Here is a 13,000-nt window from a genome sequence, read left to right as displayed (position 1 = left end):
TTTAGCTTGTTTCTTTTACTTTTGATACTCAAAATCAAAAAAATCAAATATGAATATTCCACAAGAATTAAAGTACACAAAAGACCATGAATGGGTTAGAATTGAAGATGATATAGCAACCATCGGAGTAACTGATTTCGCACAATCAGAACTTGGTGATATTGTATATGTGGAAGTTGAAACAGTTGGTGAGACCTTGGATGCCGAAGAAGTTTTTGGAACTGTGGAGGCTGTGAAAACAGTATCTGATTTATTCATGCCAATTTCTGGAGAAGTGACTGAATTAAATGAAAAACTTGCTGATGAACCAGAACTAGTAAATTCTGATCCTTATGGTGATGGGTGGATGGTAAAAGTAAAAATTTCTGGGGATGCATCAGGCCTATTATCTGCAGAAGAATATGCAGAATTAGTTGGCGCCTAAAATCCTGAGATTTGAGATTATACTTAAGTGTTGCCTGGCTTTTAATTGTATCTGTAGCGATTTTAACCCCAGGAGATAGTTTACCAGAGGTAGATGTTTTTTCTTTTCAAGATAAATTCATCCACTTTATATGCTTCAGTATTTTAAGTTATCTTTGGTGTGGGGTAGGAATAAAACCTGAAGAAAAAGGAGAATTTAGTAAAAGGTTATTGACTAACTTCTTGATTTTCGGTATTTTAGCAGGAATTATTCTAGAGTCCATGCAACAATTCATACCATTTAGAACGTTTGATTACTTAGACATGGTAGTTAATGAAATAGGTGGAATCGCAGGATTCTTTGCATATTTTAAGTTACCAGTCACAAAAAATACCTTGGAATAATCGTCCTAAATTCTTAGACTTGTTATTCTAATTTAGAAAAAAATTAACCTGTATAAACCAATTCACCATGGAAGCAAAAAAGACTCCTAAAGCTGATCTTACCAGAAAGTCAGGCATGTTCCTGAATCTTGGTTTGGCAGTGGCTGTAGGCGCTACTCTTGCTGCATTTGAATGGAAGTCATTTGACGACGGTGCTCTTAAGGACCTTGGCCAGGTGACTGACAATTTCGAAGAGCTAATTGATATTCCAATTACAGAGCAGCCACCACCACCACCACCGCCAGTTGAGCAGCCTATCATCGAGGAAATCCCGGATGAAGTAGAAATCGAAGAAAAAATCGAAGTAAACTTTGACGTGGATGTTAAGGAAGAAACTGTAATCAAAGAAGTTGTTATTGCTGAAGCTCCTGTAGAGGAAAAGGCTGATGAAATCTTTGACGTTGTGGAAACTCAACCAAATCCTCCAGGTGGAATGTCAGGTTGGAATCAATATTTAAGTAAAAACTTGAAATACCCTACTCAAGCAAGACGTATGGGTATAGAAGGAACTGTAATCGTTGTTTTCGTTGTGAACACTGATGGATCTATTCAAGACGTTGATGTTTTGAGAGGTATTGGCGGTGGCTGCGATGAAGAAGCTATCAGAGTTGTATCTGCGGCTCCTAAATGGGAACCAGGTAAGCAAAGAGGTAGACCAGTTCGTACTAGAATGAGACTTCCAATCAGATTTAAACTGAGCTAAAATATTAGACCCGAGCAATCGGGTCTTTTTTTTGTCCTTATATCCTCAACTTTTTATTTAGTTAAAATTTGTTAGCCATCTAGGTTCTTGTTTATGAAGAAGTTATCTTCTTAGGTATAATTTTTACCTAAACAAACAAAACCCATGGAAAACAAAAAGAACCCAAGATCAGACATCGGTAAATTGTCCGGTATGATTTTTAATCTAGGATTAATGCTCAGTGTTGGAGCAGTTTTGGTGGCCTTTGAATGGAAGGCTTACGAAGATTATCAAATAAAAACCATCTCCAATGAGGAAAATACCTGGGATATTTTAGATATACCCAATACTATTCAAGAGCCTCCCTCCCCTCCACCAGTTTTGCAGCAGCCAGAAATTGAATTGATTCCAGACGAGGTAATTGTAGATAAAATAGACGCAATTATTGATTTCAATGTAGATCAAGATCCAATCCCTGTAGAAGTTGCTCCCACTGGCCCTCCTATAATTGAAGATCCTGATGAAATAAAGGAATTTGTTGAGGTTCAAGCTTCCTTTATTGGCGGTATGGAAAAATGGTATTTATATCTAAAAGATCATCTTAAATACCCTACGCAAGCTAGACGAATGGGGATAGAAGGTACCGCCATCGTGCGTTTTGTTGTCAACACTGATGGTAGTATTCAGGATGTTGAGGTAATCCGAACAGTTGGAGGTGGTTGTGATGAAGTAGCTTTAGATGTAATAAAGAATTCTCCAAACTGGAATCCCGGAAGAGTAAATGGGAAGGCTGTTAGGTCAAGAATGACTATACCTATTAAATTCAGATTAAACTAATTTTTTTAAAATCAGGAAAGCTTATATCAATAGTATAGGCTTTCTTTTTTTATACATAAATTCAAAGAGATTATTCTAAACGTTAACCTCATTTATTCATGAATAGATTTCTAGTCTTTTTTGCTTTGGCAATACTCTTTTCATGCTCACCAAAGTCCAAAAAGTTTGACTTGGTTATTACAAAGGGAAAAATATATAATGGAGAAGGTGTAAAGCCTTATGAAGGAGACATTGGAATCCTCGATGATAAAATTATCAAAATTGGTAAAATAAGCGAGTCAGAAGGGGCTCAGATAATCGATGCTAGTGGATTGGCTGTATCTCCAGGTTTCATTGATATGCATACTCATTTAGAACCTTTGATGGATTTACCTATGGCAGAAAGCTTATTAAGACAAGGAGTTACTTTTGCTTTGGGAGGTCCCGATGGAGGAGGACCTTGGCCTTTTGGAAGTTATTTGGATAGCCTTGATAACATGATGCTTGGACCTAATGTAGGTTATTTAATCGGTCATAATACCATTAGAAAAGAAGTAATGGGGATGGAGGATCGTAGACCTTCGGAAGAAGAATTGTCAATGATGAAATCTTACGTCAAAATAGGTATGGATGAAGGGGCATTTGGTATATCTACAGGACTTAAATATTTACCAGGTACATTTTCGGAAGTAGATGAGGTTATAGAATTATCAAAAGAAGCCAGTAACAAAGGAGGAATTTACACCTCTCATCTTAGAGAGGAAGGGTTAGGATTACTTGAAGCCGTTCAAGAAGCAATATCCATTTCAAAGCAGGCTTCAATTCCGGTTGTTTTAACACATCATAAAGCAATTGGGGTAAAGATGTGGGGAAAGAGTTCCAAAACCTTAGCAATGGTAGATTCAGCAAGAAATATCGGACTTGATATCATGATGGATCAATATCCTTATGCCGCAAGCCATACGGGAATCAGCGTTTTGATTCCGAGTTGGGCCTTAGAGGGAAATGGATTTGCAGAAAGAGTAAAAGACCCCGAATTGAAAGACAGTATTAAATCAGGTATAATCTTCAATATTCTAAATGATCGTGGTGGAAGTGATTTAAGGAGAATACAATTTTCAAGAGTGAGTTGGAAAAAAGAATTAGAGGGACAAACCTTGCAGGATTGGCTGGAAATGGAAGGAATGGAATCAACCATTGAAAATGGAGCAGAACTCGTAATTCAAGCTCAACTTAACGGTGGAACCGGCACTATATATCATGCCATGGATGAAAAAGATGTAGAAAATATCATGAAGCACCCAATGACTATGATTGGCTCGGATGGAAGGCTTTCTTCTCCTGGTGATGGACACCCGCATCCTAGGGCTTATGGTACATTTCCTCGCGTCTTGGGCTACTACGTAAGGGAAAAGCAAATATTATCACTTCCAGAAGCAATTCATAAAATGACTGGTCTGTCTGCAAAAAGATTGGGGCTTAAAGACAGAGGTTTATTAAAAGAAGGGTTTTATGCTGATATCACCATATTTAATCCAGAAACCATTATTGATAAATCTACATTTACAGATCCACATCAATATCCTGAAGGAGTTGAATATGTTATTGTCAATGGAAAAGTCGTCGTGAAAAATGGAAAAACTACAGGAATAGCTAATGGAAAAGTTATTCGAAAAAATATGCAATAAAAAAAAGAGAGGCTTAGAGGCCTCTCTTTTTAAAGTACATTCATGGATTGCTCTTTGATTTTTTCAAGTTCATCTTTCATCAATATGACATATTTCTGGATTCCGGCATCATTGGCTTTTGATCCAATAGTATTGATCTCTCTACCAATCTCCTGACTGATAAACCCAAGTTTTTTTCCTTGGTTTTTATCTTCCTCCATGATTTTAGAAAAGTATTTCAAATGCGTATCTAGTCTTACCAACTCTTCAGTAATGTCCAACTTTTCGAAATAATAAATCAATTCTTGTTCAAACCTATTCGCATCAAATGAATTTTCATCAAGCCACTCACTGAAATGATTTCTAATTTTTTGCTTAATCCTGTCCTTTCTTTGTCCTTCTTCTTTGACTATATCTGAAAGTCCTTCTGCGATAGTTTCAATATTGCTTTTTAATTTTTCCTCTAAAGAAGCTCCTTCATCAACTCGGAACTTATTGCAATTACCTAAGGCCTCCGACAATACTTTTTTGATCATTCCCCATTCTTGTTCCTCATCCTTTTCTTCAGAAGTGACATTATTAATCACATTTGGAGCCTGAAGCGCTAATTTGAAAATATCATTGGAATCATCTCCGACAGATTGAGCCATTTCTTTAAACTTTTTATAAAAAGTTTCAAAAAGTTCCTCATTAATTGACACGGGCAAATCCTTCGAGCTTTTCGACAAAAACTCTATAGAAACACTTACTTTTCCTCGATCCAAAACACCTTGTACCACATTCCTGATTTCGTGTTCCTTGTCTGAAAATTGTCTTGGACTACGAATGGAAAGGTCCAAAAATTTTGAGTTGAGAGATTTGACTTCCACATGGATCATCATCTGCTCATTCTCGAATCCGGCATTTCCAAAGCCGGTCATCGATTTGATCATAATTAGTTTTGAATATTAGAAATTGATGCCCAAAGTTACATAGAACTTGAGATCTTCGTTTTTATAATTTCGAACTGGCTGAGCCACATCGAATTTCACATAGTAGTTTAACAATACAGTTCTTAGGCCTGCCCCATAACTTTGAAGCCAAGGATTATTGAAATTATTTAGAACGATGGTAAATGGTGACCCTTCAGTATTTATTATTTCAGTATTTTGGTCATTTACTTTTTCCCAAGGGGCCGAATCATTCCAAGCTGAAGCTATATCATAGAAACCTACCAATTGGAAATTTCTAATAAAATTTGATGTAATATTTCCCCTTGTTAAATAAGAGAATATTGGAATTCTCAATTCTGTGGTGAATGAAATTACATTTCTACCCCTGATTTCATCGTAATCATATCCTCTTAAATCAACAAAATCTGCAAACAAGATATTGGAATTCTCTACTCCATTTGGATTCCGGATCGGTGAGGCCTCTGGTCTGTTGGAAGGAGGTCTATAAAACTCGTTGAATAGCCAATTATCCATACCTCCCACTATATAAGTTTGTGGGTTATTGCCAACATATGACCCTGCATAAAGTTTGGAAGCAAGAATAATATTTTTATGGATTTTCTGATAATTCCTTAAATCCAGATACATGTTTCCAAAAGAACGGGAAGAGTTATTGAAGGACTGATATTGCATATATCCTATCTTTCCCTTAAAGCCTGATTGAGAATAAAGTCCAATCGCCTCCGTTTTGTCCAAAACAAATTCTGCTCTACCTCCAAAATAATTGACATCAAACCGATTTTGCTCAGGGTTTTGACCTAGGATCAAAGAATCAGAATTCAAATTGAAGTATTGTGTTTTGGCAACGAAAGGGGCTAAAGTAAATCTGGCATTAATATTAAATGGATATGAGAATCCAGCCTCAACTTTAGTCAATACATATTTTTGGAAAGTAATATCTTCTTCGATCCTGATAGTTCTCCGATCCAGCCTTGCTCTAAAATCAATTCTACTTTTGAGATATTCATATTCAAAGAATAAATCACCACCTGATCTAAAATCTAAAGTAGTCATTACCCCACCATAAAAAGAATGATTATCTAGCAAGTCTGTCATATGACCTGTCAAACTAAATCCAAAACCTCGTAAAGGATCGACGACAAATCTTGTGTTAATGCTATTTGTTAAAAACAGCGGATCCATTCTTCTTGGTCCAGAAACACGTTTTTGAAGACTCTGTTTCCTGAAGTTATCCAGTAAATTAATTTTATTTCCTTGACCTGAGGTATTCTCACGCTCAAGGATAGGATTAGGTAATGAATCAAAAGTATAATTATCAGTATCAATGCCATTTTTCGGTTCAAATCTCAATCGATCAAGATTAATAGAAGTAACAGTATTTTTGTTAGTGGTATCCATCTTAACAACCACAGTATCTTGCTTTTGTAAATCCTGAATAGCATTTGTACTTGGATTTTCTTTCTCTTCCAATAACCTTCTAGCAGCAATCCTTTCGTTCAAAGATTTAGCTTGTTGTAATTGAACCCTAGGGGTGCTAGGGGTAAATTGATCAGCACTGGAATAATTTTCTATTTTAAGAAACGACTCTCTTCCATCTCTGAAAGCGTAAGCAATTTTATTCATTCTACTACTTACATCGAATACTTCAATACTCTTGTCATTTCCTGAAATCTGATTTGAAATTTGGGAACCGATACTCATTCTCATCAAATTGTAAATACCACTTAGATCACTTAGGTATACCAAATTATTCCCATTCAATTTTCTAGGTAGAATATTCTTACTATCAGTATTGGTTAATTTTCTTGTTACAATTGTATCTCCAACCTCCATTATGTAAAGATTGTAGGCATCAGGAAGACTACTCAATTCTAAATCTTTTACATCCACAGAATCTGACAATTCGGTAAAATTTGTCGAATAAATGATAGTAGAATCATTTAAAAACATTGGAGTCAAATCATCAAACACATCATTTGTTAACCTCTTCCCCTGCCCTCTTGTGTTTAATGTATAAATATCAGATTTACCATTTGATATTGCAGACAGAACCATATTCCTACCTGATTCATTAAAGTCAAGACTCAAAATTTGGGTGATATTTCTCAAAAAGATTTTGTCTTGACTAGTTCCATCTATTGATCTAAGTCTCAAAGTGGTGAACCCTCTTTTAAATGATGCAATAGCTAAGTTTGCTGAATCCCTCCAAGCAATTACCGGACTCGAAAAATTTGGTTGCTGGTCCTGATAAACCGCACCACCTTGCAAAACAGTTCGTTCAGTTCCAGAACTTATTTCTCTCACCTGAACCTTATATTTTCCTCCATTATTAATTACATAAGCTACATTCAAGCCGTCAGGACTGAATTTAATATCATTTATCTTTCCGATAACCCGCGGAGAAGTTGATACTATTTCATTCGACCTACTGACATCTTTAAAATTTGAATGTACTTGCTCATTAATTGTTGTATAATATTTTCTCCATTCGGTTTTAAAAGTTTCGTAATTAAGGCCAACGGTATTAGCAATACTGTTTTCTTCATTACGGTTGATTCTAGAGAGGTTTAAAATACTTGAGATATACCTTCTTCCATATCGCTCTGCGATATAATTCCATACAGATTGTCCCACTAAGGCAGCTTCTCTTTCCTTAAGCTTTAATATTTTTGGATTCTCTTCCTCTTTTAGATAATGTCTAACAAAATCATCCATTTCTAAACTCCATCCAGAGGCGAGATATAATGCGATTCCATCCACATACCATTCTGGAAAAGCATTTACTAAGTTGGACTGAAAAGCATCTGCAACAGAAGAGCCATACAACATCTCTTGGATGATTACTTTGGAGGTGGCATAGAGTAAATCTCTTTTAAATTTATCTACTTCGCCTTTGTAAGAAACCTCTGCTATTAATCTGTTAAAATCGGTCTGACCTTCTTCATAGAGCTCTTTCTTATTCAAATTAAGATTGCTCTGTAGCAATTCCTCAGGAGAATTATAAATATAGATTTTGGGTTTAGTATAGGCTACATAACCGATCATTTGAGTCAGCCGATTAAACTCTGACTCTAAAAATTCAATGGCCATTTTAGCATTGGCACCACCACGATCATAATAGTACACCTCAAAATTGTTTGAGGTAAAATAATACCATTCAAATTGCTGGTGCTGAACTCTGTTTTTACCGAATCTGTCTTGATCAAATTGACCTAGAACTAAAAATGAATTCAACCATAAACCAGCAAAAATCAATATTCGGAACAGGTGATATCGCATTCTTTTTACTGAAAGATGTTTTTAAATATAATTAAAATACCGTGCTATGTCTACTTCTTTGCTTATGGATGTGCCTCCAATTAAATAGTCACACATCATTTTACTGAAATATGGAACCAAAGAAACGCCTTTTGCTCCAAAACCATCGAATATGTAAACGCTCTTAGCCTTAGGATGTTTACCCAAAAATGGTTTTCTATCTCTTGTCGCTGGTCTAATCCCAGTTTTATGAGATATAATTTCATTTACTGGTAAATCAACTAAAGAATTTAATTTTGACAAAATCTCATTTTTAGCTTCATCTGTTGCTCCCACTTCCAAGTCATGCTTAGAATAAGTAGATCCCACGCGATGGATTCCATTCCCTAAATGAACTCGAAATACACCTCTATTTACAATATAGTCAGGACAAAAATCTTGTTTTAATTCCAAAATTTCACCTTTGACCGGAGCAAAAGGTAAACTTCCAAAGAAGGATGATTCCATGGCACCTAAACCATTGCAATAAATCAAAGATCTCGCTCTGATTCCTTTGTAAACCCAAAATTCATCTTCTCTTTTCAATTCCATTTCTGAAAAATATTCCTGTATCAATTCCTTAGAAAAATACTCTTGCATGGAATCAAGAAAGATATTAATGTCGAGCCATCCTGACTTCTTTAACATAACTCCTCCAAAAGAATCTCGTAAATTTTTGTTTTGACTATCAGTGAAAATCGAATCGAGATACAATTGAAATCCCTCTTCTGCACTATTTCCCATCCACTCATTTTGTTCTTCAATTGTGAGAAATGGTCTATAAATAGGTTTTTCGTGTAAAAAGGATTTCCCTGTAAGCTTTTCTAATTCTTTATAGAATGGACTTATTTCTGGAAATAGAAAATCGGCAAACCAAGTTTTTACCATTTTTCTTCCTGTTATTGGATTAAATAATCCTGCTGCAATCCTACTTGATTGATTTCCTGAAGGTTGATCAATTATTCTGATAGTTTTCCCAGCATGCTTTAAGCGATAACCAAGTGCTGTTCCAGCAATACCTTGACCGATTAGCAAAAAATCAATTTCCATGTCTCAAATTAAAGGTATAATTCTTTATTTTGTTGGCTTCGAACTGACATTTCCTATGCTTAATATAAAGACTTTTACTTTTAACCCCTTTCAAGAAAATACTTACCTCCTTTATGATGAAACGGGAGAGGGAGCTTTAATTGACCCTGGATGTTATGAAGAATCTGAAAGACAGGAACTCAAAAATTTTATTATAGAAAACAATATCAAATTGACTCAACTGCTTAACACGCATTGTCATATTGACCATGTTTTAGGAAATGCTTGGGCAAAGAGGACTTTCGGAATTCCTTTATTGATTCATAAAGAAGACTTACCTGTATTAAAATCTGTAGAGGCATACGCTCCTAATTATGGTTTCAAAATGTATGAAGGTGCTGAACCTGACGATTATCTAAAGGAAGGAGAAAGTATAAAAGTGGGAAACGAATCTTTAAAAATTATTTATGTCCCGGGGCATGCCCCAGGGCATGTGGTTTTTTATCATGAAGGATCTAAAAAATTAATCTCAGGGGACACCATTTTTAAAGGTAGCATTGGAAGAACTGATCTTCCTGGAGGGAATCAAAACCTTTTATTTGCCAAAATTAAATCTGAATTGTTTTCGCTACCTGAAGAGACTGTAGCTTACCCAGGACACGGACCAAAAACAACCATAGGTTTCGAAAAAATACACAACCCATTTGTGGGTCAAAGAGCAAGATCTTGAAAATCAAATCACATATTCCCAATTCCATTACTTTACTGAATTTACTTTCAGGAATAATTGGAATTATTTGGGTTCTTGATGGAAATATCATCTCAGGAGCCTGGTTTATTTTAATTTCAGCATTCTTAGATTTTGTCGATGGGTTTGCTGCGAGAATATTAAAAGTTCAAGGTGAATTGGGAAAGCAACTGGATTCTTTAGCGGATTTAGTATCGTTTGGAGTACTTCCAGGTATTATTTTGTTTGCTATGGCAAAAACCAATTCTCAGATTGAATGGTTACCCTATTGTACTTTAATCCTACCATTATTTTCAGCATTGAGATTGGCTAAATTCAATTTAGATACTCGACAGACAGACCGATTTATTGGAGTTCCTACTCCTGCTGCGGCGCTTTTTGTCAGCACAATACCCCACTTTGCCATCCAGTGGCCAAAAATTGGAACAGTTATAACTTCCCCATTTTTTGTGGTTGCAATTGCTTTATCTCTTTCAATTTTACTCATTTCAGAAATACCTTTAATAGCCCTGAAATTTAAGTCTTTTGCTTTCTCAAAGAATATTTTTAGATATGTATTAATAGTTGTAAGTCTCTTACTATTTGTCTGGCTTGGATTAGCAGGTATTCCTTTGATTATCATTTCATACCTTGGTTTATCTGTAACAGAAAACGCAATGAGAAGTGAATGAGACGCAGCAGGAGGAAATGCTTCTTAATTTTTATTATAAGTCTTACGATTTATTGGAATTCGTTTTCCCAAACTAAATTCTACACTTTCAAGATCATTGAATCTGGAGTTTATAAAATACCTGAATCGATCGCAAAAGAACTGGGAGCAAACTCAATCGAAGATCTTTCGATATATGGCTATCCTGGTATGCTTCCTCAAATTCTTAAAGAAGAACAGTTAGAGTTACAAGAAATCCCAAGTTCCATTCAGGACGGCTCATTATATATATTTTTAGAAGGTCCTCATACTTTTAAAACTGAAGACAAAGCTGAATTAGATTATCAAAATCATCTATTTACAGACAGCCTGAGTTATTTAATTGAGGTGGGAAATCCCTCTAAACAAATAGACGAGCTCCAAGTAGAAGATTCTGGAGATACTTTTGGTATCCTTTACCAGATGAAAGCCTTTAAAGGCGAAATTACAAACATCTTAAATTCAGGCAGGAAATGGTTTTCAGAACCAATCTTTTCAGGGAGTTCAAGGACAATTTCAGTTTTCGAAAATTCTGGAATTACAGGTAGTTGGAAAATCTTTGGTACCATTATGTCAAGTTCCTTGACTGCTTCTTCAATTTCAATTCTGGCAGATGATAATTCAATTTATGAAACAGAATTCCCGGCAATACCCAATACAACCTATGGTATAAAAGGAATAGAAAATAGATTTAATGTAGAGTATAATCCTGGCTCCAATCAATTAGAAAGGATTCGAATTAGGTTTCAGAGCTCAGATTTGAATTCCTCTGGATATTGGGATTACATAGCTTTGGGAATTCCTTATTCAAGCGCTGATTTAAAGACTGGAATCTATTTTAATTTAGAAAACGACCGTTATAAAATTGAGAGGGAGCTAGATTTAGATTATTGGGATATCAGTGATTTTTTCAACCCCATAAAACTTGTTTCTCAATCAAGTTTAACCATTAATAGTAATAGACTATTGGTTTTTGATTCATCAGAAACTCCGGAATTAAAAGATTTTGAATCAATTTCCAGAGATTTGGCTAAAGAAAATTCATCAGAACTCATCATTATTGCTCCCAAAGTTTTCTCATTCGCAGCGGAAAAGCTAAAAGCTCATAAGCTTAATAGGGGAATTGATACTGAAATTGCCTATTTATCTGATATTTACAATTCATTTGGTTATGGAAATAAGGATATTATAGCCATCAGAAATTTTTTAGCTGCTCGATATCATCCTGATAAGGGGTTAAAAAATGTTTTGCTATTAGGGAAAGGAACGTTTGACAACAAAGGTAAATTAGGTGGCCGAGCGAGTCTAATACCAATTTATTCCAGTAGGAATAGCCTGAACCCTCTATTTACTTTTAGTTCAGATGATTTTCTAGGACTATTGGAATTTGGTCAGGGAAATTGGGAAGAAAGTAAGGATGGAGATGAGCTAATTCAAATTGGAATCGGTCGTTTACCAGTTGTTAATTCTGAGGAGGCCATAAATGTGGTAAATAAAATAATTGAATATGAATCTTTTAATGAGCCAGGATTTTGGAAAAAGAATATTTCATTTTTGGTGGATGATGGAGACAATAATATTCATATGCGAGATGCAGAAAGGCATTCCGAGTATTTAAAAATAAACTCAACTGATATTATTCAAGAAAAGCTATATCTAGATGGTTACGAACAAATTTCCGCTACAGCTGGAGAAAGCCAAAAGTCTCCAGAGGCCAAATCAATTTTAGAAAAAACCTTGGAAAATGGCACCTTGGTTCTAAACTATATTGGTCACGGAAATGAAACAACGCTTGCAGCAGAGGAGATTTTTATAGTCTCAGATATCAACAATTGGCCAAAACAAAAAAATCTGGCCTTATGGATGACAGCTACTTGTGAATTTGGAAGGCATGATAGTCCTTTTTTAAGATCTGCTGCCGAAGAATTGATTATTGCAAAAGGAAAAGGTGCAATTGGGTTACTTACTACAGGGAGACCGGTTTTTTCAAGTGTCAATTTCACAATCAATGAGGCTTTTTCTCAAGAATTGTTTAAAAGAGAAAATGGTATTTATCAGGATCTTGGTACAATTTTTAAAAACACAAAAAACAACAGTCTTAACGGTGCTCTCAATCGAAACTTTTCTCTTTTAGGTGATCCAAGCCTCAAACTCTCTTTTCCAGAATTGGAAATAAAAGTTACTTCCCTTAAAAATAAAGAAGGCGATAACTTAACTTCCGTAAAAAGTGGACAAGAAATTCTGCTGGAATCAGAAATCAATGACCCGCTTACA

At 35.3% G+C, this 13,000-nt stretch carries 11 protein-coding genes; 8 read left to right on the top strand and 3 right to left on the bottom strand.

The window, feature by feature from the left end; translation table 11 throughout:
* The first annotated feature begins 49 nt into the window (after positions 1-49).
* The 5 genes from gcvH to Q0L68_RS01820 all read left to right on the top strand — a co-directional run bounded on the left by gcvH (position 50) and on the right by Q0L68_RS01820 (position 4,032).
* Positions 50-424 (top strand): glycine cleavage system protein GcvH, encoded by a 375-nt coding sequence (gcvH, locus tag Q0L68_RS01840; protein WP_296698576.1) that lies wholly within the window; start codon positions 50-52, stop codon positions 422-424.
* 11 nt (positions 425-435) lie between these two features.
* Positions 436-807 carry a VanZ family protein gene (locus tag Q0L68_RS01835; protein WP_296698572.1) on the top strand — a complete coding sequence of 124 codons (372 nt, stop codon included), beginning with the start codon at positions 436-438 and terminating at the stop codon, positions 805-807.
* Positions 808-874: 67 nt separating this feature from the next.
* Entirely contained in the window at positions 875-1,549 is a 675-nt protein-coding gene (locus Q0L68_RS01830) for an energy transducer TonB (protein ID WP_296698570.1), read from the top strand.
* A 144-nt stretch (positions 1,550-1,693) separates the two neighbouring features.
* Entirely contained in the window at positions 1,694-2,365 is a 672-nt protein-coding gene (locus Q0L68_RS01825) for an energy transducer TonB (protein ID WP_296698567.1), read from the top strand.
* A 98-nt stretch (positions 2,366-2,463) separates the two neighbouring features.
* Entirely contained in the window at positions 2,464-4,032 is a 1,569-nt protein-coding gene (locus tag Q0L68_RS01820; protein WP_296698564.1) for an amidohydrolase family protein, read from the top strand.
* 29 nt (positions 4,033-4,061) lie between these two features.
* Here Q0L68_RS01820 and Q0L68_RS01815 read toward each other — a convergent pair whose 3' ends face one another.
* Genes Q0L68_RS01815 through Q0L68_RS01805 form a run of 3 tightly spaced genes read right to left on the bottom strand, consistent with a single transcriptional unit; the run spans position 4,062 to position 9,311 of the window.
* Entirely contained in the window at positions 4,062-4,943 is an 882-nt protein-coding gene (locus Q0L68_RS01815; protein ID WP_296698562.1) for a YicC/YloC family endoribonuclease, read from the bottom strand.
* A 15-nt stretch (positions 4,944-4,958) separates the two neighbouring features.
* The gene (locus Q0L68_RS01810) at positions 4,959-8,243 is read right to left on the bottom strand and encodes a biopolymer transporter Tol (protein WP_296698560.1); all 3,285 of its coding nucleotides are present in this window, start codon (positions 8,241-8,243) and stop codon (positions 4,959-4,961) included.
* Between the two features lie 21 nt (positions 8,244-8,264).
* Complete coding sequence (locus Q0L68_RS01805) at positions 8,265-9,311, bottom strand: FAD-dependent oxidoreductase (RefSeq protein WP_296698556.1); 1,047 nt, start codon at positions 9,309-9,311, stop codon at positions 8,265-8,267.
* Between Q0L68_RS01805 and Q0L68_RS01800 the strand changes: the two genes are divergently transcribed.
* The 3 genes from Q0L68_RS01800 to porU all read left to right on the top strand — a co-directional run.
* Complete coding sequence (locus tag Q0L68_RS01800) at positions 9,310-10,020, top strand: MBL fold metallo-hydrolase (protein ID WP_296698553.1); 711 nt, start codon at positions 9,310-9,312, stop codon at positions 10,018-10,020. The two genes, Q0L68_RS01805 and Q0L68_RS01800, sit on opposite strands and share 2 nt — an antisense overlap.
* Positions 10,017-10,709: a CDP-diacylglycerol--serine O-phosphatidyltransferase gene (gene pssA, locus Q0L68_RS01795; RefSeq protein WP_296698550.1), complete on the top strand. Its 693-nt coding sequence runs from the start codon at positions 10,017-10,019 to the stop codon at positions 10,707-10,709. The genes Q0L68_RS01800 and pssA overlap by 4 nt, the downstream gene beginning before the upstream one ends.
* On the top strand, positions 10,706-13,000 hold a 2,295-nt coding region (gene porU / locus Q0L68_RS01790), incomplete at its 3' end, for a type IX secretion system sortase PorU (protein ID WP_296698545.1). The genes pssA and porU, both read left to right, overlap by 4 nt.

The organism is Algoriphagus sp., from assembly GCF_024642405.1.
GTDB lineage: Bacteria > Bacteroidota > Bacteroidia > Cytophagales > Cyclobacteriaceae > Algoriphagus.
Note: the sequence above shows the minus strand (reverse complement) of the source record. Positions and strands in the feature narration are given on the sequence as shown.

Excerpts from the sequence above, each read along its gene's own strand:
- gcvH (WP_296698576.1), top strand. The coding sequence starts at position 50 with ATGAATATTCCACAAGAATTAAAGTACACAAAAGACCATGAATGGGTT.
- Q0L68_RS01830 (WP_296698570.1), top strand. The coding sequence starts at position 875 with ATGGAAGCAAAAAAGACTCCTAAAGCTGATCTTACCAGAAAGTCAGGC.
- Q0L68_RS01825 (WP_296698567.1), top strand. The coding sequence starts at position 1,694 with ATGGAAAACAAAAAGAACCCAAGATCAGACATCGGTAAATTGTCCGGT.
- Q0L68_RS01820 (WP_296698564.1), top strand. The coding sequence starts at position 2,464 with ATGAATAGATTTCTAGTCTTTTTTGCTTTGGCAATACTCTTTTCATGC.
- Q0L68_RS01815 (WP_296698562.1), bottom strand. The coding sequence starts at position 4,943 with ATGATCAAATCGATGACCGGCTTTGGAAATGCCGGATTCGAGAATGAG.
- Q0L68_RS01810 (WP_296698560.1), bottom strand. The coding sequence starts at position 8,243 with ATGCGATATCACCTGTTCCGAATATTGATTTTTGCTGGTTTATGGTTG.
- Q0L68_RS01800 (WP_296698553.1), top strand. The coding sequence starts at position 9,310 with ATGTCTCAAATTAAAGGTATAATTCTTTATTTTGTTGGCTTCGAACTG.
- Q0L68_RS01805 (WP_296698556.1), bottom strand. The coding sequence starts at position 9,311 with ATGGAAATTGATTTTTTGCTAATCGGTCAAGGTATTGCTGGAACAGCA.